This is a genomic window from Mucilaginibacter myungsuensis, from assembly GCF_015222005.1.
Taxonomy (GTDB): Bacteria; Bacteroidota; Bacteroidia; order Sphingobacteriales; family Sphingobacteriaceae; genus Mucilaginibacter; species Mucilaginibacter myungsuensis.
This window is the reverse complement of the sequence record NZ_JADFFL010000003.1, coordinates 541,344-561,633: the sequence shown is the minus strand read 5'-3', so window position 1 is coordinate 561,633 and position 20,290 is coordinate 541,344. Positions and strand designations below refer to the sequence as shown.

Sequence of the window (20,290 nt, the reverse complement as noted above, 5' to 3'; positions counted from 1 at the left end):
AATATAGGGGAGTAAGACAAACGAGTAAAAAAGAAATATCAATCATATTATGTCAAAGATCATAGGAATCGACTTAGGAACAACAAACTCCTGCGTAGCAGTAATGGAAGGTAACGAGCCGGTAGTAATTGCTAACAGCGAGGGTAAACGTACCACGCCGTCGGTAGTGGCGTTTGTGGACAACGGCGAGCGTAAAGTAGGTGATCCTGCAAAACGTCAGGCGATCACAAACCCTACAAAAACCATTTATTCAATTAAGCGCTTTATGGGTAACCAATATAACGAGGTTACTGCTGAAGCCGGCCGCGTGCCTTACAAAGTGGTTAAAGGTGACAACAACACCCCACGTGTAGAGATAGGCGACCGTAAATATACCCCGCAAGAGATATCAGCAATGGTGCTTCAAAAAATGAAGAAAACCGCTGAGGACTTTTTGGGTCACGAAGTTACTGAAGCGGTTATCACCGTTCCGGCTTACTTTAACGATGCGCAACGTCAGGCTACTAAAGAAGCAGGCGAGATCGCAGGTTTGGTAGTTAAACGTATCATTAACGAGCCTACTGCTGCTGCCCTTGCTTACGGCCTGGACAAAGCGCATAAGGACATGAAGATAGCTGTATTTGACTGCGGTGGTGGTACGCATGACGTATCTGTACTGGAGTTAGGTGATGGTATCTTCGAAGTAAAATCTACCGATGGTGACACGCACTTAGGTGGTGACGACTTTGACCAGGTTATTATTGACTGGTTGGCAGACGAATTTAAGAATGACGAAGGTATTGACCTGCGTAAAGACCCTATGGGCTTGCAACGTTTAAAAGAAGCTGCTGAGAAAGCTAAGATCGAGTTATCGAGCACTACCCAGAGCGAGATCAACTTACCATACATCACCGCTGTTGACGGTATGCCTAAGCACTTGGTTAAAACTTTGACCCGTGCTAAATTTGAGCAATTGGCTGACAGCCTGATCAAACGTACCATTGAGCCTTGCCGTACCGCATTGAAAAATGCAGGTTACAGCGTGTCTGATATCGACGAAGTGATCTTGGTTGGTGGTTCTACCCGTATCCCTGCTATCCAGGAAGCTGTACAAAAATTCTTTGGTAAAGCGCCGTCAAAAGGTGTTAACCCGGATGAGGTTGTAGCGATCGGTGCTGCTATACAAGGTGGTGTAATGACAGGTGAGGTTAAGGACGTATTGTTGTTAGACGTTACCCCGTTATCATTAGGTATCGAAACTATGGGTGGTGTAATGACCAAACTGATCGAATCTAACACGACCATCCCGACCAAAAAATCGGAAGTGTTCTCTACCGCGTCTGACAGTCAGCCATCTGTAGAGATCCACATTTTACAAGGTGAGCGCCCAATGGCAGCGGGTAACCGTACGATCGGCCGTTTCCACTTAGATGGTATCCCACCTGCACCTCGCGGTGTACCACAGGTAGAAGTTACCTTCGATATCGATGCTAACGGTATCCTGCACGTATCTGCAAAAGATAAAGCTACCGGTAAAGAGCAAAAGATCCGTATCGAGGCTTCGTCAGGCTTAACTGATGCCGAGATCAAGAAGATGAAAGAAGAAGCTGAAGCTAACGCTGATGCCGACCGTATAGCTAAAGAAGAAGTTGAGAAACTGAACTCGGCTGACGCGCTGATCTTCTCGACCGAGAAACAATTGAAAGAGTACGGTGATAAGATCCCTGCTGACAAAAAAGCACCGATCGAAGAAGGCCTGACCAAGTTGAAAGAAGCTTACGCTGCCAAAAACTTAGGCGATATCGAAACTGCTCAAACCGCGTTGAACGCTGCATGGCAGGCAGCATCTGAGGATATGTACAAAGCATCTGCCGAAGGCGGCGCACCAGGTCCGGATGCAGGTCAGCAAGGTGGTGGCCAACCACAAGGCGGCGCTGATAGCGTGACCGATGTTGATTTTGAAGAAGTAAAATAGTCAGATCAATATATAAAGCAAAGCCCCGATGGAGAGATCCATTGGGGCTTTGTGCGTTTAAATAAACCTTTACCAACCGTCATAGCGAGGAACGAAGCAATCTCTACGTTAGCAGAGTGGCTATGCAAGGACGACCTTTGGGTGCAGAGATTGCTTCGTTCCTCGCAATGACGGATCCGGCAGATCGAAGGTTAAAAGATGTTAAATAAGTAGATGAGCATTGCAATTCCCTTATCAAGTGCTGAACTTGTACTAAACCCGTGTCACCATGAAAGTCAAACTCCTTTTCCTCGTCCTGACATTGATCACCAACACCTCGTTAGCGCAGGTCTTTGATACCGTCAGCTATTACAAAAAGTACCCAGTAGCTCAACTACATCAGGATCTGGATGCGCTGCTGAAGAAGTTTGAGGAGATCCACCCCAATTATTTTAAAGAGACACCAAGGGATACTGTCCTTAAACGCTACGAACAGCTCAAAGCCCGGATAACCAAACCACTTAACCGCATGGACTTTATGAATATGTTTGCGCCGATGGTGTTCGATGTGATCAAAGACGGGCATAATTACGTCAATGCGCCGGGCGAGGAAATACAGCAATATATTGATAGGGACGGTCTGTTTTTTCCGCTGCCCGTTAGGATATACAAAAGGATGTTGTTCGTTAATTCGAGAAAGGCGGATCTGCCTTATAATACCCAGATCAAAAGCATCAATGGCGTACCGGCTCAGGATATTGTTGATAAAATATTAGGCAGCTACAATCCGGAAAATGACCGCTACGAAGAGAGTTATTGTTCGGGAGACTTTAGCAGGATGTTTTGGGTGAGTTACGGGATGATGAAGCAGTTTAAGATCACTTACGCTGATGGCGACGCTGTAAAAGAAATTGTGATGACGGGAGCAAAATTGGAACAAGTAGATCAGCTGCGCGCCAAACCACAAAGCGAAGCCAAGAACTATCTGATCAGGTATCCTAACTATGCTTACTATGAATTACCCGACCAGCGAATAGGAGTACTTGAATACAAAGCCTGTGCCGATCTGGAAAATTTCAGGCCGTTTTGCGATAGCGTATTTACCAGGATCAGGAAGGCGGGGTTAAAAGATCTGATCATTGATATCAGGAATAATGATGGCGGGACCACCCGGCTTAACCAGATACTTTATGAGTATATCACCGATAAACCTGTAGCGCAATATACACAGGTCGATATCAAGGTAAGTAAAGAGTCGAAACGAGACCTGATACAGGCTAACCGCAAATTTGCCGGTTGGTTCAAATGGTATCATTACCTGTATTACCCAATTTATATCAGGCTGGAAGCAGGGCGAAAATTGTTGTTGACGGCGCGAAATGGCACTATGGTAACGCAAACTTTTCAGCCCGTCACGCCACCTAAGAACGATCTTTTATTTAAGGGCGACATCTATTTGCTGACCGGTAATAGTACGTACTCGTCCGCCGCGATATTTGCCGCAGCTTTCAAGTGCTATCAATTAGGGGCAATAGTGGGACAGGAAACAGGCGAGCCGACCTGCTTTACCGGCGATTGGGTAAGCGTGGTGTTGCCCAATACAAAACTTGATGTAGCTATATCCGACAGGCGTTTCCTATTAGCATGCGGCAAATGCGACGGGCGGGGCGTGCTACCTGATCGTGCGGTCAATGACGATAAAAATGCAATGGATGTGGTTAAGAAGATGATCGCTCAGAAAAAGTAGATCAAAGAACAGATCTAATGGGTATAGTATTTAAATTGGCGATATGATAGTAAGATCGATCTTGGTCGTGACTCTTTTATTAGCGACCAGTGCATCATTTGGTCAATCTCCAAAACGCTATAAGCACCCGGAGTTAGATGTTTATAACGGCGTTTGGGTGTATCATGCTCCTACTTATGATGTAAAGCTCAAGCTAAGTACAGAGCAGGTGTTTATCGAAAGTTATAACGCATATGCAGACTTTCTGCAAGGTTCTTATGTGGGTAAAGGTGTAGAGGAACGTTCGGGTGTTAAGGATCTTACAAAAGGCATCCTTTTAAAAAAAGATACCGTTCAAATTACCTACACCGATGATGCATCGAACAATAAACAAACTCAAGTACTTTTGATATTCTCTGCAGATAAAAAGTCCTTGCGGTGTTCTGTTGTTAAAAGAGAAGGACTTACGTTCAAAGCTAATGGAAAAGATCAGGGCGAGAAAAATGAGCGGAGAAAGTTCTCTATTTTAGAAAATGTGACCTTTTTTAAGGTAGAATAGCAAATAGAGAAGCCCCGATGAAGATATCATCAGGGCTTCTCTAAAAACATAAATACTAATTATTCGGCTGCTGCAGCTTCGTTGATCATGCTAACGGCGGCTTCGGTCAGGGCCACGTCGGTAGCTTTTTCATTCTCTAATGTTTGCTCTAACAGGTCGGCCACCTCGGTGTGGCCCATAGTTGCGGCAAAGGTGCGCAAGGTGCCATAGGTGGCTATCTCGTAGTGCTCAACTTTTTGTGCTGCCGCGATCAGGGCTGCATCACGTGTGTGCGTACCTTTCTCAGTCTCGCTGATGATGCTGTTAGCTTCTTCTAACAAGCCTTCCATCGCGTCACATTTTTTTGCTACTGCTTTTTCTTCTAATAGCGCAAATACCTGCTCTAACGTTTCGATGTGGATCTGCGTTTCGGCAGTGTGTTTTTCAAATGCCGCTGCCAGATCCGGGCTGGTTGCTGCTTTTTTCATCTTAGGCAAAGCTTTTACTAAGTGTTTCTCTGCCCAATAAATATCTTTTAAACTGTCGACAAAGAATTCATGAAATTCTGAATCTTCCATTTTGCCTGTTTTAGGCGCTGTCGCTTTGGTTGCCGGTGCTTTGGTTTTTGTTGCCATTGTTACTGCTTTTTGTGGTTTTGTAGAGATATAAGGAATATCGATGCAACAATGTTTTATGTTTTAGGATATTTTTTTAATTAATTATTAAACTATCTGTTTGAACAGATGTTCCTAACAAAACATCACATCCATGGAGAACGAACACAACAAAATGAGCCGCCGGGCAGCCTTAGGAGGCATAGGCACAACTATTGCCGCCGCCGTTGCCGCCCCGGTTTTGAACGCGAATGCTATGAACACAGATAACCACGCCGGCCTTCCACTGGAAGATCCGGCTTCAAAATATCCAAAGCCACCGTTTCAGGAGCAGAAGCAAGAATGGCCTGGACTGGCCACCAAAATGAACCCACGCCCCGACCACGGCGAGACCAGCTATAAAGGATCCGGAAGATTAAAGGGCCGCAAGGCACTGATCACCGGCGGCGACTCGGGCATGGGCCGCGCTGCAGCTATCGCTTACGCCCGTGAAGGTGCTGACGTAGCCATCAATTATTACCCTACCGAGGAGGAGGATGCTAAAGAAGTGATAGCCCTGATAAAAGCTGAAGGCCGTAAAGCGGTTGCGATCCCAGGTGACCTGCGCGACGAGGGCTTCTGCAAAAAGATGGTAGATGAGGCAGCCAAAGCGTTAGGCGGATTGGATATCCTGGTGAACAATGCTGCCCGTCAGCAAACCCAAGCGTCGATCATGGACATTACCAGCGAAGCTTTTGACGCCACGATGAAAACTAACATATACGCGCCGTTTTGGACCACCAAGGCGGCACTGCCATATTTGAAGCCTGGCTCGGTGATCATTGGTACTACATCCGAGCAGGCTTACGATCCATCTGCCGAACTTTATGATTATGCGCAAACTAAGGCAGCTACTACCAATTATGTTAAGTCCTTAGCTAAGCAATTGGGCCCTAAAGGCATCCGTGTGAACGGCGTAGCACCAGGACCGATCTGGACACCACTGCAGGTGAGTGGTGGTGCTACGATGGAAAAGTTAAAGCAATTTGGTTCACAAACAGTTTTCGGCCGCCCTGGTCAACCGGTCGAGTTAGCATCAATATATGTACAACTGGCTGCTTCTGATGCATCTTTCACTACCGGAGCCGTATACGGTGCATCGGGCGGTGGTGGCCAGCCATAAGATCTTAGGGAAATGAGTTGATAGGGTAAGAGTATGCGGCTAACGCATACTCTTATTTATTTACTGTTCTCATCCTTAATGCCCTTCAATAACGCGTAAATAGCCATAGCATGGCCGTGGCCAAGTTCAAAGTCTTGTTTAAGCCAGTCGGTTATTTGGGTGGCTTTTACTTTTAACTCGCCGCCTTCGGTAAAGCCTTTTTCTTCGGCCATGGTGCGGAAGTCTGGCGCGGTTTTGCCGGTCTTTTCGTGTATGCTTTTTAAATATCCTTGGAATGACATATCGATAGCTGTTTTGGTTTACGTGCTCAAATATATCAGAAAGATCTATTCGCTCACCCCATCCTGTATCGACTTCCGGGATGCCCACAAAGCCAGGAACGTTAATGCGGCCGACAGGCACAGGTAATACCCCACGTAATGCAAGCCGTAGTCGGTAGCCAATTTGGTAGCCAAAGCAGGCGTAAGCGATGCTCCCAGTATCCCTGCGATGGTGAACGCCAGTGATGCGCCTGTGTAGCGCACCGTTGCCGGGAAGATACCCGCCAGGGCTGTACCGATCGGTCCGTAAGTAAGTCCCATTAAAAACATGCCCAAAACCAGGCAAAATACCGTCACGGTCCAGTTGCCGCTATTGAACAGGGGCGAAAAGAAAAGTCCGAATATAAAGATGCAGGCACTGGCCGTCATCAGCATATTAGCGCGACCGAATTTATCTGCCAGTAAGGCCGATATCGGTATCCCGAAACCGAAGAACAGTACCGATATCATCTGCCCGATCAAAAAGCTATGGCGCGAGTAGCCTAAATGCGTCGTCCCCCAACTGAGGGTAAATACGGTCATCAGATAGAACAATAAGAAGGTGGTGATGGTAGCAATGGTGCCTAACACAATGGCTTTGGTATGCTTAACAAAAACATCCAGCACGGGTACTTTTACCTGGGCTTTTTGCTCTTTTACTTTTTCAAAATCGGGCGTTTCGGTGATCTTTAGGCGCACGTACAGGCCAACCCAAACCAACAGCGCGCTGGCAATAAATGGTATGCGCCATCCCCAGCTAAGGAAATCGGCATCGGTCAGGGTCTCGCTAAGGATAAAGAAGATCGCGCTGGATAACAGGAAGCCTATAGGTGCACCCAACTGAGGGAACATGCCGTACCATGCTTTCTTGCCGGGAGGGGCGTTCTCGGTAGCTAATAGCACCGCGCCGCCCCATTCGCCGCCTAAACCTAAACCTTGCCCAAACCTGAATATAGATAACAGGATAGGGGCCAGGATGCCTATGCTTTGATAGCTCGGCAGCAGGCCAATGGCTACGGTTGATGGCCCCATGGTCATCAGCGCGGCAACCAGTGTCGCTTTGCGGCCTTTACGATCGCCAAAGTGACCGAATAGGGCAGCGCCTAATGGTCGTGCAAAGAAAGCAAGCGCGAAGGTCGCTAAGGATTGCAAGGTTGCCGAAGCCGGATCTGCAGCCGGGAAAAATAGTTTAGGGAACACCAGCACAGCGGCGGTGGCGTATATATAAAAGTCGAAAAACTCGATGGTAGTGCCAATAAGGCTGGCGGTAAGGATGCGCCTTACCGGGTTAGCTTGGGCTGGTTTAATTGTCATTAGGTTTACCGATAGGATGATCTGAACATCAAACATATCAATAATTTAGCTTACAATAACTATTGGCAATTATATCGTAAAGAATAATTTAGTGTAACATTGCGGCCGGCTAATACGTCAGTATTGGTGGTCGCCGCAATGATCGCGCGCACTGTACGTTCAATAGCTTTAATACATCCTACTTTGAATAATATCACAATTACCAATACCGAGGTCTTATCCGACAATTGGTACACCCTACGCAAAATATCTTATCAAACAACCGACAGAGCGGGCAACGTCACCACGCAAAGCCGCGAGGCTTACGATAGGGGCAATGGCGCTGTTATCTTTTTATACAACAAGCAGCAAGGTACGGTGATCCTTACCCGTCAGTTCCGTATGCCTACATATGTTAACGGCAACCCCAATGGCATGCTGATCGAGTGCTGTGCCGGTCTTTTAGACGCTCATAACGCCGAAGACTGCATCCGCAAGGAGACCGAAGAGGAGACCGGTTACAAGATCACCCACGTGCAAAAGGTTTTTGAAGCCTATATGTCGCCGGGTTCGGTTACCGAGATGCTTTATTTTTTCACGGCGGAGTATGATAAGTCGATGCAGGTAAGCGACGGTGGCGGACTGGCCGAGGAGAACGAAAATATTGAAGTATTAGAGATGACCTTTCAGCAAGCTGTAGGCATGATCGCATCCGGCGATATACGCGATGCCAAAACCATTATGCTGCTGCAATACGCGCAGATCCATAATTTGCTGGACCGATAACAGGCAGCGATAAGCTATCTTTGGTGAAGCTCATCAGCATCTATCCATGTTCCGTAGCATAAAATGTATTGTTTTTATAATTGCCATGTTCGCTATTGATCATAGTTACGGGCAGGCACGGCTGTCCCTATCTAATAAGAATGCGTCCGCCGAGGCTAAGGCTGTTTATGCTTATCTGCAGGATATGTACGGCAAAAAGATGCTGGCCGGGCAAATGACATCTAACTGGGGTTTTGATGAACTGAAATACGTGCTCGACTCTACCGGTAAACTCCCCGCCATCCGCGGGTTGGACTTTGTAGATAGTGCCAAGAATAACAATGAAGTGAAATTTGCCAAAGCCTGGTGGAAACAAGGCGGCATCCCTACCATTATGTGGCATTGGGGCGCACCGGCTATCGGTAGCGGTTACGAAAACTCCAAGAAAGAAATTGATATCGACAAGATCTTTCAGCAAGGCACGCCGGAGCATACCGCCTTTTGGAAGGAGTTGAAAGAGAAAGCCCAATTGCTTAAAAAACTAAAACGGGCCAAGGTGCCGGTACTTTGGCGGCCATTTCACGAGTTAAATGGCAATTGGTTCTGGTGGGGCAAACAAGGGCCAGATCGGTTTAAGCGCCTATGGATAACCATGTACAATTACTATGTGCATGATCAGCATCTGGATAATCTGATATGGGTACATTGCTACATGGACAAGCCCGATGCTGCCTGGTATCCGGGTAGGGAATATGTGGACATAGCCGGGCCTGATACCTATCAGCCGGGACTATCGCGTAAAGGCATGTATGAACAAACCCGGGCCATTGTTGGCGATACCATGCCTATCGCTTTCCACGAGTGCGGCATCCCGCCCGATCCGGCTAAATCTTTTGCCGAAGGCTCTAAATGGAGCTGGTTTATGCAATGGCATACCGATCATTTAAAGAAGGTGCCTGCAGCGCATTTAAAATATGTTTACGATCACGATCTGGTAGTGACCTTAGATAAGGTCCCCAACATTAAAAAGGCCTACAGGGAACGCCGGCCGAATATTTTTGAACGGGTTAAGATCGCTTTAGATAATTTGGTAACAGTATTGTTATAGGCACTGACTAATAGTGTCTTATCTGCGGCTTAGGTTGCTGCAAATCTTCATCATACCTTCATTTTTCCTCCGCTACCTTCGTCATCTCTAATTAAATTTTAATAATGGTAGCCAAAGGAGTATTGTGAAGGTTAATATATGACTTAAACGTCTGTATTAATTTTATTACACACTACTTTTTTAGTTAACAATTTCGGAGGTTTGTTGTCTGCCTAATAACCTGACGCAATTTCCCTGATCGATCAGCGCCTATTGATTTTCTGTGACCATCATTGTAGTCAACTTTGTACTGACATATTTGTCTGTACAAGCCAATTTACCAATTTTAAATTTTACCTTTTATGAGAAACTTTTTAAAACCGATGGCACTTTTGTGCTGCCTTATCGCCGCAGTATCCTGCAAAAAAAATGAACTGGATGAGTATGTTGAGCCGGCTTATGATAACCCTATAACCGACTATGAAGTGGTCCCAGATCCTAATGACGCATTCACTTTTACCTTTAGAAATAAAACCACCAATTACGGTAAGTTAGAATGGCGTTTCGGAGACGACACTTTAAAGACAGACACTGCACCTACCCACACCTACCTCGCTACCGGTAAATACACGGTAGACCTAAAGGCTTTTAGTAAAACTACCGACCAGTTCAGCCGTAAATTGGTAGATATCAATATCGTTCCGGATAGTGTTGTGCATGTGACCACAACCCGCGTAGAGAGTGGGAGTGGTGCAGCAACTATACAATTTAACTTGGATGTTAAGGCCCAGATAGATAGCGTTGAGTGGGTATTTGATGATGCCGCCACTGGCACTACTCCCGCTACCCGTACCCGTAGTAAAGAGTTGCATCCAATTAAAACTTATTCTACGGGCACATTCAACAGTTTTACGGTAACCATCACTACTAAAAAAGGTTCGGTAGTTAGCCTGAACCGTAATGTGACCACCGAGGGTATAGCCGAAGATATTACGCAAAAACGCCTGGGATACACTACGGTGTTAGAGAATAATAATGACCCAGCAAATGCTACTGCTAACGAGGGTTCGTCTAAACTGGTGGATGGTAATGTGGATACCAAATTTGGCATCTACGGTAATGGTCAGTTAAACACCTGGGCCTTTACCATTCAATACAACAGCCAGGTGTTAGTGAAGCTTTACGCCATAGGTAACGGTAACGATGCCGGTAACGATCGCGACCCTAAGGAGTGGATATTAGAAGGGTCGGACGATGGCATGACCTGGACCCAGATAGATCACCAGGTAAATGGCACCGGCTTTTTTGATAAGGCCAACGCCGCAGGCGCCACAACCGATGCCGAGCGCTACAAACGCTTATGGTATTACCCGGTAACCGATCCAAAACCTTACAGCTTATTTAGATTGCGGTTCCCTAACGGTACTTTCAATAACAACGACTTCCAACTGGGCGAATTCAGGCTCTATAGATAACAAAGTACCAAGGCAGAAGAGGCCCGGCAAAACACCAGTTTTGCCGGGTTTTTTTATGCTCTTTTTGGGCGGTTACATGTATATACATCTCTGGTCGGCGTGGTTTTTATGACTAATTAGTTATTATATTTTTGACAGTTAATGCCTTCGAAATTTGCCAATATCATCAATAATGGCATTTTCTTATATTATTCTAATATCTTACATACTAATTCGTTTGTATATGTTGTAACATCTGTATCAATTTTATTACACACTGTTTACGGGGTCTTTTTTTGATTAAGTTTGTGATAACAAAGGCAGATCCTACGCCGCTGACCGATCCTAAATTAACAAGAAGCTTAAGGTATTCCCGACGTGCGAACGTTGCGGAAGAACTATGCTACGCGGTTAATTATGGTCGCTTAACATTTCCTTGCAGAGAGCTTTCTTGTTGATCAATGGACGATACGCGCCGCCACAGACCGGCCTGAGGTTTATAAAAATTATCACCCTGTGTATCAACTAAAAAATTGAAACTAATGAAGAAACTTTTAAAGCCAATTGCATTGCTTTTATGTTTGGCTGCAGCTACCTCTTGTAAAAAAGAAGAATTAGACGCTTACGTAGACCCTCCTTACGACCTGCCGCTGACCGACTACGAGGTTGTACCCGATGCTAATGACGCGTTTACATTCAGTTTTAAAAACAAAACAAGTAACTACGGCAAGGTAGAGTGGCGATTTGGTGACGATACCCTTAAGTTTGACGATAACCCTACCCACACCTACCTTACCACCGGTAAATACACGGTAGACCTTAAGGCTTTCAGCAAAACTACTGCCCAGTTCGGTCGTAAAATGATCGATATTAACATTGTGCCTGATAGTGTGGCTAAGCTTACCACAACTAAAGTGGCAACCACATCCGGAACGGCAACTTTGCAGTTCAGTTTAAATGTGAAGGCGACCGTGGCTAAAGTGGCCTGGACATTTAATGATGCCGCATTTGGCAGCACTGCCGCAGCAACAACAAAAACAGAAGAGTTAAGCCCGCGCAAAACCTACAATGTAGGTACTTTCAATACGTTCACGGTTGTGATAACTACCAACAAAGGTTCGGTGATCACGCTTACCCGTAACGTTACGACCGAAGGTATTGCCGAAGACATTACCCAAAAACGTATCGGTTATTCTTCTGTGTTAGAGAACGGCTTGAACCCTGCCAACGCTACCGCTAACGAAGGTTCGTCTAAACTGATAGATGGTAACGTTAATACCAAATTTGGTGTTTATAATACCAACTTATTAAACACCTGGGCGTTCACCGTTATATACGAAACACCTGTTAGGATCAACCTGTATGCTATTGCCAACGGTAACGATGCCGGTAACGCCCGCGACCCAAGGGATTGGGTGTTAGAAGGATCTAACGATGCCGGAGTAAGCTGGACCCAATTAGACTATCAGAACAATGGCAGCGGTTTCTATCAAAAAGCTATCGATGCCGGCGCTGCTACTGATGCTACCCGTTACAAACGCTTATGGTACTACCCTGTGCCAACACCTGGTTTGTACACACATTACAGGTTAAGGTTCCCGGCTGGTGTTTTTAGTACGTACTTCCAGTTGTCAGAGTTCCAATTATTCAGATAGTATCCCTTTATAAATATACCATATCAAGCCCGGCCAATTTTGAGCCGGGCTTTTTTTGTGCTTTCTATATGTCGCCGAAATTGCTCACAGATATTTTTTTTAAAAAGATCATACATTTAAGCAACCTTTCCACCCCTGTCGCCGTGTTAAGGGTAAAAAGGGAACAATGCTCAACTGACCAATGGGCCATAATATGGTAGATGAACAGTTAAAACAACTGATAACGGGCTGTATCGAACAGGACAGAAAGTGTCAGAAACAACTGTACAAGTTGTTTTACGGCTTTGCCATGGGCATTTGTATGCGTTACACCGGCAACCGCGACGAGGCGGCAGAAGTTATGAATCAGGGATTTTTAAAGGTTTTTACGCATCTGGCAAAATTTGATCAGGCTAAGCCGTTCAAAGCTTGGCTGGGCAGAATCATGATGAATGCGTCCATAGATAACTATCGCGCCAATTTAAAAATGGCCTATATGGACGACATTGAAAAAGCCGAGGATATTAGCCACGACGACCTGCCCGACCGCAAACTGGCTTTTGATGAATTGCTGGCCATGGTGCAAAAATTGCCAAACGCCTATCGCACAGTGTTTAACCTATTTGCGATAGAAGGCTACGGGCACGACGAGATAGGCGAGATGCTGGGCATCAGCGCCGGTACGTCAAAATCGAATCTTTTCAAAGCCAGGGCAAAGCTAAAAGATATGATATTACAAGCCGAGGGCGACTATCGTTCACCGGGCGGCAACATGGTGCATTACTCTACCGTGGCCATCATAAAGAATGACGGACCGGATGAAAATTTAAAGCAACGAGGATTTAGGATATGAAGGCGGGGGACAAACATAAATTTGACGAACTGTTCAAACAGAGCTTTGACGGCCCCGAAGATCATTTTGAATTTGACGAGGCCCACTGGGACAGCATGGAAGATCAGCTACCAGGCGGTAAAAAGCCAGCCAGGGTATTCCCGATCGGCAGGGCGGTAGCCATAGCAGCATCGATATTGATCGTATTGGCTTTTGGTTGGTGGATGCTGAACCCAACCGAGCAAGGCGGTAGGCAATTGGCTAATGACGGACAGAAAGGAATTAAAGCGGATAGCATAGCTATTGATCAGCCAACGGCAACCTTCCCATCAAAAGATATTGCAGGCAAAGTACCGGCCGGTCAGCCTGTTATAGCGCAAGCTAAGACGGATTTGGTTAAGCAAGATAATACAGTTAAGCCGGGTAAACTTGTAGCGGCATCGCACGGCAACGGACGGTCACTCGTTAAAGCAGGATCGGTGACTGGTAATAAGACAAGCGCCCCTGTGGTTAAGCAGGGAGACGACATCATTAAACAGGACGACCGCATCATCGCGCAGAAGCCGGCAACGTCGCCACGGGATACGGTGGTCGCGGTAGCATCGGCAGGGACAAATACAGCGGTGATAGCGGGTGGTGATGCTACCACTACAGACCCAAAGGTTAGCGATGTTGCGCCTGTGAATAATGTGAAGGTGAACGATGCTGTTAAAAGCAGACCGGTCGGCCTGGCAATATCGGCGATACTGTCGCCAAGTTTTAATGGGGTAGGCTCGCTGCGAGATTCTAAAATGGGCAAGACCGCCGGGTTGATCTTCTCGGTCGGGGTAAGTAATAAACTGACAATTAGCACGGGGGCGGTGTACAGCCAGGTGCCTTACGCTACCGACTACAGCAGTTACATCAGCACCTATAATTTCTATACCAAACCAACCGGCGTAATGGCCGATTGCCGGGTGCTGGATATCCCGCTGATGGTTGATTATCAGGTTTATCGGCAGGGGAGGAACTCCTTTAACATAGGCGCCGGCCTGTCATCTTACTTTATGCTGAAAGAGACGTACGATTATCAATTTGCATCGAGCTATACTTACGGGCCAAGCAGCTTTTCGGTATCGAACCGGAACAATCACATCTTAGGCGTGCTGGACCTATCGACCACTTATCAGCGAAAACTTAACAATAAATTCAGCATAGGGCTACAACCCTATCTTAAATTGCCGCTTACTGATATTGGCAACAACCGCGTAAAACTCCAGACCGCCGGGATAGCCTTGTCAGCAAGCTGGACCATTATCAATAAAAACCCTTAAGCCATGAAACATCTGCTAATATTACTGGCTTGGATGCTACCGCACCAGGCAGACGGGACTCTTTTTGCCTGTAAAAACGCAAAGGTGAGCCTCTATTCCAAAGCCCCGCTGGAGGATATCCGGGCCACGTCGGCCACTGCTGCGTCGGTCTATAAAGCCACCACAGGAGAGGTAGCGTTTAACGTGCCGATACGCTCGTTCAAGTTCCAAAAGTCGCTAATGCAGGAGCATTTTAACGAGAATTACATGGAGAGCGATAAATTCCCCAACGCCACCTTTAAGGGAAAAGTGCAGTCGCTGCCGGATCTTACCAAAGACGGTACCTATGCGGTAAAAGCCACCGGCGACCTCACCGTGCACGGTGTTACCCAGAACCGCACTATTGACGGGGCATTCACCGTGAAAGGCGGCGCGGTCAGTTTTAATTCAGAGTTCACGGTAAAATGTGTCGACCATAAGATAGACATCCCCAAACTGGTATTCCAAAAGATCGCCGAAAGCATCAGCGTAAGCGTAACGGCCACCTACATCAAAAACTAAAGAAGCCATATATGAAAAGTACGATAGCGCTTTGCCTGTTGGCAGGGGCGGTGTGCACCGTCCGCGCCCAAACTACGCCACCGGCTAAAACCAGTTCGGCCGATTCATTGCTTAACGCCATGTCGACCACTGCTGATAACGAACCGGTGATCGCCACTTTTAAAGCCTCCCGACTGATCTTCTCGCAAACCACCGAGACGGTCAAAAAAGGTAACCTCAACTTTGTGGTCATCCACCGTTTTGGCGACATTGGCGGATCTGCGGGTGGGGGTAAAACCTTGTGGGGACTGGATAATTCGAGCGATATTTTTATCGGTTTCGAGTACGGCATCAGCGATAAGCTGGACCTGCAATTTGGCCGCAGCAAGTTTGAGCAATTATTGGAACTGGGCCTGAAATATCATTTTCTGCAACAGACCGCTGACGATGCCATGCCTTTCAGCGCGACCATCATTGGCAAGACCGGGTTGAAACCGTACAGCGTTACCACCAACGTTTTTAAGCCCTACACCAACAGGCTTAATTATTTTACGCAACTGGTCATCGCCCGTAAATTCTCTACCAATTTTTCGATGCAGATAACGCCGTCGTATCTGCGCAATAATTTGCCGTTCCCGTACCTGCCCGATAACGAGAAGAACTTTTTTGTGCTGGGCGGTGCGTTCCGTTTAAAGGTGACCAAGCGATCGGGCATTGTGGTTGATTATCATCACCCGTTCTCGTCGTTCCGCAGCAGCAACAATACCACCACCAATTTTTACGATCCCATTGGCGTAGGCTGGGAGATAGAAACGGGCGGGCACGTGTTCACGCTTAACCTCAGCAACTCGCAGGCGATATCCGAGATCAATTACCTGGCCGATACCGAATCGAGCTGGGGCAAAGGGCAATTCCGTTTGGGCTTTACCATATCAAGAATGTTCGAACTATCGGGTCGCTCTAAAAACAAATACTAAAACGCATAAACGATCACTTTACAAAAGGAGGAACAAATGGAAAGAGACGAATTTTTAACCAAGTTTGGCATTGGCCTGCTGGCCGTATGCACCGGTTGCGGATTGGCCGGCTGCGGCAAGGATCCCGTGGCTGATAACCCTACGCCCGGCAACAACCCGCCAACGAATAACCCACCCACCAACAACCCACCCACTAACCTGGTGACCGCCGATCTGGCCACCGAATTGACCACGGTAGGGTCGAGCAAGGTAGCTAACGGGGTTATCCTGGTCCGCGTGGCTGCGGGGAATGCGGCTGCATCTTTCACCGCGGTGCAGGTGGGCTGTACCCATCAGGGCACGCCGGTGGGTTATAACAACGCGCAGGGGGTGTTTATTTGCCCTAATCACGGCAGCCAGTTCGCTAAAGATGGCGCGTTACTGCAAGGGCCAGCAGCAACGGCTTTAAGGCGCTATACCGTTAGCATAGCGGGCAACGCATTGACGGTTACGGCATAACATCCCAATAAGTAATTAGGTATTGGTATTTGGGTACAAGGCAGCACCGGGAGGTAGCTGCCTTTTTTGTTTGTTATTCGGCGTAACAAAATTTGCAGTATTGCGTATAGCAAGTTAACTTGTAGGATCTTTCCAAAAAGATATGCCCCAATTAAAACTATCCGCTTTGGCGCTTTTTTGCGCGCTGTATTTTTGCGCACCCCGTGTTTTGGCACAGGGTGATAACGCCCGCTTGCAAAAGCAGATGAAGGCGTATGATAGTATCATTACCGAACTTAGGTACCGTGACCCCGATTCGGCGCAGCTGATGGCCGATAAGGCTATGGATCATGCCCGCCTGAACAACTACAAGGCAGGCGAAGCCATGATGCTGCACCAATTTGGGCTGATAAACGATAATCAGGGTAAGTACGGTCATGCCCGCAAAAACTATCAGGACGCGCTGGCTATCTACCGGTCGCTTAAAGATGATAAGGGTATCGTTACTGAGACCAACCGCCTGGGTGTAGTAGAGTTGCGCAGCGGCAATTATGATAAAGCCATTGAGTTTCACCTGAACGCCTTACAGTTAAGCGAAAAAGCTGCCTATGCCCGAGGTTTGGCTGAATCTAACATCGGCCTGGCCGAAGACCATATTTGGCAGCGCAGTTACCCAATGGCGCTGAAATACCTGCGCACGGCGGATTCTGTTAATAAAACATTGCCGTTCTCCAGCCTGTACTTCAACATCGCCAACTCGTACGGGATGATCTACCGCGAGATGAGCCGTTTAAACGAGGCTAAAGCCAGTGTTGAACTTGGCTTGAAGCAAGCGGTACGGCCAAAATTCAACGGGTCGTACATTACGCTGACCAATACGCTGGCATCTATTCATGTTAAAGAGGGTGATATAAAAAAGGCTATCACGTTGCAAAAAGAGGCGCTTGCTATATCGCGCGACATCAAAAATTATTTGCGGCAAATGGAGAGCCTCATCAACCTGGCGGTATCTTACCTGCAGGTGGACAACAAGGAGAGCTTAAAATATTTGCATCAAGCCCGTACCCTTGCCGCAACCCGTCAAAGCAATAAACTGACGGTGAACGCGCTCGAAAAAATGTCGGCCCTGTACGAGAAACTGGGTGATGATAAGACCGCCCTGGACCTGAAGAAAGAACAATATGCGATTGCCGACTCGTTATTTTACCGCGAGATGTCTGATCAGGTAGCCGCCGTAAAATCGACCAGTGAATTGAATAAGTCGCGCATGCAGGTAGAGGCGATGAACGAACGGCAAAAACTTGAGCGCAAGATCATCATCGGCGGGGCGCTGGTAGCTTTGCTCATCATTGGCGGCATTGGTTTCTTTTATTACCAATTACGCAAACTTAACCGTGGCTTGGCCGACACCAATAAAACTAAAGACCGTTTGCTGTCGGTATTGGCGCACGATCTTAGGGCGCCGTTCATCTCTATGATAGGCTTATTACAAGTGATAGACGATGCCGACCTGACCCCCGCCGACCGCAAGAAAATGCTGGGTCAGTTAGAGAAGACCAGCAAGGCATCGTTAGAGACGCTGGACGGATTGCTTAAATGGGGCCAAATGCAGATCAAGGGTATCAAAATAGCCCCTATCCGTTTTGAGATAGGCCCCGTTATCGCACGTACCTTTGACCTGCTGGCGGAGAGCGCCGAACAAAAACAGATCTTGCTGAAGGATCTGGTAGACCCCGGCCTTGCGGTGTATTGCGATGTGGACCATTTTGAGTTTATGATGCGCAACCTGGTATCCAACGCCATTAAATTCACCCCGGTGGGTGGCCGGGTTTGGATCATTGGGGTGGCTAACAAAGATCAGTTGCAGGCTACCATCACCGTAAAAGACAACGGCGTAGGCATGAGCGAACTAAAGCAAAGCCATATATTTAGTTTAGATAACGAAAGTACCCAGGGAACTACTAATGAAAAAGGCACCGGCATGGGCCTGCTGATGTGTAAAGAATATGCCGAAGCCAACCACGGTAAGATTGGCGTGGTAAGCGCGCCGGGCAGTGGGTCCGACTTTTATATTACTTTGCCAATGTAGTGAGCGGCAGTGTCTGCAACTATTCTTTTACGTTCGTCGGTGCGGTTGCCAGGCCGTAGATCCGGCCGCAAGTGTTATATTTGGCTTCAATTCACCACCTCAAACTCAGAACATTTAAATGACACCGATCGCTATTAAACAAACCTGCCGGGTGCTTTGCACAGGTGTGGCCTTGTTATTTATCAACCAGACATCTTTTGCACAGACCGTTAGCGATGCCGACAGGCACACCGTAGTTACCAGACTGACCGACAGGTTGGTTGATGTTTATCCTTTCCCCGAGATAAGCGCCAAGTATAAAGAAGCCTTGTTGAAGTTAGAATCTGAAGGCCGCTACAATAACCTGACAGAGAACGAACTGGCCAACAGGCTGACCGAAGATCTGCGCAAAACGCACAAGGATGTTCACCTGCGTGTATCGCGCAGTGCACCGCAGCAAGGCGGCGGCGGACAGCGTAGAGGCGGCGAGGACAACTCGGATCAGCGCGCTAACTACGGATTTAAAAAAGTAGAGATAGATGGCGCTACCTCTACCGCTTATGTAGATATCCCGGGGCCATTCCTGGCCTCGCAGGAGGCTTTTGAGATGGCGGCCGCTGCGATGAATATGTCGGCCTACAGCAAATATGTGATCCTGGATGTTCGCCACAACGGCGGGGGCAGCGGGCAGATGGGCCGCTTTTTGGCTTCGTACTTCTATAACCCCGGCAACGAGCAGTATTACCTGAACGGTTTTTATAAGGATCGCAAGCGCGATGTGCAGGAATGGACCTACTCCTACACCCCGGGCAAACACATGCCTAACGCTAAGGTTTACATCCTGAGCGGCAGGAGCACAGGTTCGGCATCCGAAGGATTTGCTTACGCCATGCAAAAGCTTAAACGCGCCACCATTGTGGGTGATACCAGCGCAGGCGCGGGCATTGCCGGCGGCAACGTACAGTTGGGTAGCAACTTGCAGGCATTTATCCCTGTAAAGATGGTAGTTGGCCCTAATGACAATACAGGCTGGGAAGGCATTGGTGTGATCCCTGACGTGCAGACCGGCAAAGAGGACGCGCTTGTAGTTGCCCGCCGACTTATTTTGGAGGACATCATGAAAACATCTACCGACACGGTGCAGAAAGCCGCCGCGCAATGGGTGCTTGATGATGCCGCTATAGCCACCGGTCCGGCCGATCTGAAAGCGAAATACGGCGAGCTGGTGGGTAAATACACTAACAACATTAACATCACTTACGTAAAAGGCCAAATGTTTTGGAACCGTGCCGAACCCGGTAAACCGGTAGAGAGCTACCTGCTAAAAGAAGTTAAGCCCGACGTATTGGTGATCACCGGTCTGAATGCCAACATCGGCCCAAATGTATCAAGGGTTTACATTAACCGCGCAGGTAGCAAACTGGAAAGCCTAACCCGCAAGACCCTAATGGGCAACGGAAGGATATCCGCCACCCCGCAACCGCTTAAAAAGATCTGATAAGATCAGGGTATCATAAAACGGTCCGAAGCCAAAAGCTGCGGACCGTTTTTGTTTAGCTACCTAACGACCGTAAGAAAACGCCCAATCTTTTTCGTTCT

18 protein-coding genes are annotated in these 20,290 nt (G+C 47.5%); 15 read left to right on the top strand and 3 right to left on the bottom strand.

The features are described 5' to 3' along the window. The first annotated feature begins 49 nt into the window (after window positions 1-49). The 3 genes from dnaK (at window position 50) to IRJ16_RS10135 (ending at window position 4,218) form a co-directional block, all read left to right on the top strand. Window positions 50-1,954, top strand: coding sequence for a molecular chaperone DnaK (gene dnaK / locus IRJ16_RS10145; protein ID WP_194111423.1), 1,905 nt, complete (start codon window positions 50-52; stop codon window positions 1,952-1,954). A gap of 268 nt (window positions 1,955-2,222) precedes the next feature. Next, window positions 2,223-3,680, top strand: coding sequence for a S41 family peptidase (locus tag IRJ16_RS10140; RefSeq protein WP_194111422.1), 1,458 nt, complete (start codon window positions 2,223-2,225; stop codon window positions 3,678-3,680). A 43-nt stretch (window positions 3,681-3,723) separates the two neighbouring features. Continuing rightward, window positions 3,724-4,218, top strand: coding sequence for a DUF6705 family protein (locus IRJ16_RS10135; protein WP_194111421.1), 495 nt, complete (start codon window positions 3,724-3,726; stop codon window positions 4,216-4,218). Window positions 4,219-4,277: 59 nt separating this feature from the next. On the opposite strand, the gene IRJ16_RS10130 is transcribed toward IRJ16_RS10135, so the two are convergent. Then, window positions 4,278-4,832 carry a YciE/YciF ferroxidase family protein gene (locus tag IRJ16_RS10130; RefSeq protein WP_194111420.1) on the bottom strand — a complete coding sequence of 185 codons (555 nt, stop codon included), beginning with the start codon at window positions 4,830-4,832 and terminating at the stop codon, window positions 4,278-4,280. A 133-nt stretch (window positions 4,833-4,965) separates the two neighbouring features. Here IRJ16_RS10130 and IRJ16_RS10125 point away from each other — a divergent pair, with 133 nt between their 5' ends. Beyond that, complete coding sequence (locus IRJ16_RS10125) at window positions 4,966-5,973, top strand: SDR family oxidoreductase (RefSeq protein ID WP_194111419.1); 1,008 nt, start codon at window positions 4,966-4,968, stop codon at window positions 5,971-5,973. A 56-nt stretch (window positions 5,974-6,029) separates the two neighbouring features. On the opposite strand, the gene IRJ16_RS10120 is transcribed toward IRJ16_RS10125, so the two are convergent. Then, window positions 6,030-6,254: a DUF4287 domain-containing protein gene (locus IRJ16_RS10120; RefSeq protein ID WP_194111418.1), complete on the bottom strand. Its 225-nt coding sequence runs from the start codon at window positions 6,252-6,254 to the stop codon at window positions 6,030-6,032. A 45-nt stretch (window positions 6,255-6,299) separates the two neighbouring features. Then, window positions 6,300-7,586 (bottom strand): MFS transporter, encoded by a 1,287-nt coding sequence (locus IRJ16_RS10115; RefSeq protein WP_228080005.1) that lies wholly within the window; start codon window positions 7,584-7,586, stop codon window positions 6,300-6,302. 183 nt (window positions 7,587-7,769) lie between these two features. On the opposite strand from IRJ16_RS10115, the gene nudK reads away from it, so the two are divergent. From nudK to IRJ16_RS10060, 11 genes are all read left to right on the top strand, one after another. Beyond that, window positions 7,770-8,351: a GDP-mannose pyrophosphatase NudK gene (gene nudK / locus IRJ16_RS10110; protein ID WP_228080004.1), complete on the top strand. Its 582-nt coding sequence runs from the start codon at window positions 7,770-7,772 to the stop codon at window positions 8,349-8,351. Between the two features lie 85 nt (window positions 8,352-8,436). Next, complete coding sequence (locus IRJ16_RS10105; protein WP_194111415.1) at window positions 8,437-9,438, top strand: glycosyl hydrolase; 1,002 nt, start codon at window positions 8,437-8,439, stop codon at window positions 9,436-9,438. 341 nt (window positions 9,439-9,779) lie between these two features. Further along, entirely contained in the window at window positions 9,780-10,892 is a 1,113-nt protein-coding gene (locus IRJ16_RS10100) for a PKD domain-containing protein (RefSeq protein ID WP_194111414.1), read from the top strand. A gap of 521 nt (window positions 10,893-11,413) precedes the next feature. Beyond that, window positions 11,414-12,526, top strand: coding sequence for a PKD domain-containing protein (locus IRJ16_RS10095; RefSeq protein ID WP_194111413.1), 1,113 nt, complete (start codon window positions 11,414-11,416; stop codon window positions 12,524-12,526). A 181-nt stretch (window positions 12,527-12,707) separates the two neighbouring features. Continuing rightward, window positions 12,708-13,358, top strand: coding sequence for an RNA polymerase sigma factor (locus tag IRJ16_RS10090; protein WP_228080002.1), 651 nt, complete (start codon window positions 12,708-12,710; stop codon window positions 13,356-13,358). After that, window positions 13,355-14,650: a porin family protein gene (locus IRJ16_RS10085; protein WP_194111412.1), complete on the top strand. Its 1,296-nt coding sequence runs from the start codon at window positions 13,355-13,357 to the stop codon at window positions 14,648-14,650. The genes IRJ16_RS10090 and IRJ16_RS10085 overlap by 4 nt, the downstream gene beginning before the upstream one ends. 3 nt (window positions 14,651-14,653) lie before the next feature. Then, the gene (locus IRJ16_RS10080) at window positions 14,654-15,190 is read left to right on the top strand and encodes a YceI family protein (RefSeq protein WP_194111411.1); all 537 of its coding nucleotides are present in this window, start codon (window positions 14,654-14,656) and stop codon (window positions 15,188-15,190) included. A gap of 11 nt (window positions 15,191-15,201) precedes the next feature. Further along, on the top strand, window positions 15,202-16,146 hold the full coding sequence (locus tag IRJ16_RS10075; protein ID WP_194111410.1) for a DUF5777 family beta-barrel protein: 945 nt from the start codon (window positions 15,202-15,204) through the stop codon (window positions 16,144-16,146). A 36-nt stretch (window positions 16,147-16,182) separates the two neighbouring features. Further along, complete coding sequence (locus IRJ16_RS10070; RefSeq protein WP_194111409.1) at window positions 16,183-16,644, top strand: QcrA and Rieske domain-containing protein; 462 nt, start codon at window positions 16,183-16,185, stop codon at window positions 16,642-16,644. A 142-nt stretch (window positions 16,645-16,786) separates the two neighbouring features. Next, on the top strand, window positions 16,787-18,712 hold the full coding sequence (locus IRJ16_RS10065) for an ATP-binding protein (protein WP_194111408.1): 1,926 nt from the start codon (window positions 16,787-16,789) through the stop codon (window positions 18,710-18,712). 118 nt (window positions 18,713-18,830) lie between these two features. Continuing rightward, window positions 18,831-20,189 (top strand): S41 family peptidase, encoded by a 1,359-nt coding sequence (locus IRJ16_RS10060; RefSeq protein ID WP_194111407.1) that lies wholly within the window; start codon window positions 18,831-18,833, stop codon window positions 20,187-20,189. Window positions 20,190-20,290 lie beyond the last annotated feature (101 nt).

Bases quoted from the DNA above. Each gene is read 5' to 3' on its own strand.
- dnaK (WP_194111423.1), top strand. From the start codon at position 50: ATGTCAAAGATCATAGGAATCGACTTAGGAACAACAAACTCCTGCGTA.
- IRJ16_RS10140 (WP_194111422.1), top strand. From the start codon at position 2,223: ATGAAAGTCAAACTCCTTTTCCTCGTCCTGACATTGATCACCAACACC.
- IRJ16_RS10135 (WP_194111421.1), top strand. From the start codon at position 3,724: ATGATAGTAAGATCGATCTTGGTCGTGACTCTTTTATTAGCGACCAGT.
- IRJ16_RS10130 (WP_194111420.1), bottom strand. From the start codon at position 4,832: ATGGCAACAAAAACCAAAGCACCGGCAACCAAAGCGACAGCGCCTAAA.
- IRJ16_RS10125 (WP_194111419.1), top strand. From the start codon at position 4,966: ATGGAGAACGAACACAACAAAATGAGCCGCCGGGCAGCCTTAGGAGGC.
- IRJ16_RS10120 (WP_194111418.1), bottom strand. From the start codon at position 6,254: ATGTCATTCCAAGGATATTTAAAAAGCATACACGAAAAGACCGGCAAA.
- IRJ16_RS10115 (WP_228080005.1), bottom strand. From the start codon at position 7,586: ATGACAATTAAACCAGCCCAAGCTAACCCGGTAAGGCGCATCCTTACC.
- IRJ16_RS10105 (WP_194111415.1), top strand. From the start codon at position 8,437: ATGTTCGCTATTGATCATAGTTACGGGCAGGCACGGCTGTCCCTATCT.
- IRJ16_RS10100 (WP_194111414.1), top strand. From the start codon at position 9,780: ATGAGAAACTTTTTAAAACCGATGGCACTTTTGTGCTGCCTTATCGCC.
- IRJ16_RS10095 (WP_194111413.1), top strand. From the start codon at position 11,414: ATGAAGAAACTTTTAAAGCCAATTGCATTGCTTTTATGTTTGGCTGCA.
- IRJ16_RS10090 (WP_228080002.1), top strand. From the start codon at position 12,708: ATGGGCCATAATATGGTAGATGAACAGTTAAAACAACTGATAACGGGC.
- IRJ16_RS10085 (WP_194111412.1), top strand. From the start codon at position 13,355: ATGAAGGCGGGGGACAAACATAAATTTGACGAACTGTTCAAACAGAGC.
- IRJ16_RS10080 (WP_194111411.1), top strand. From the start codon at position 14,654: ATGAAACATCTGCTAATATTACTGGCTTGGATGCTACCGCACCAGGCA.
- IRJ16_RS10075 (WP_194111410.1), top strand. From the start codon at position 15,202: ATGAAAAGTACGATAGCGCTTTGCCTGTTGGCAGGGGCGGTGTGCACC.
- IRJ16_RS10070 (WP_194111409.1), top strand. From the start codon at position 16,183: ATGGAAAGAGACGAATTTTTAACCAAGTTTGGCATTGGCCTGCTGGCC.
- IRJ16_RS10065 (WP_194111408.1), top strand. From the start codon at position 16,787: ATGCCCCAATTAAAACTATCCGCTTTGGCGCTTTTTTGCGCGCTGTAT.
- IRJ16_RS10060 (WP_194111407.1), top strand. From the start codon at position 18,831: ATGACACCGATCGCTATTAAACAAACCTGCCGGGTGCTTTGCACAGGT.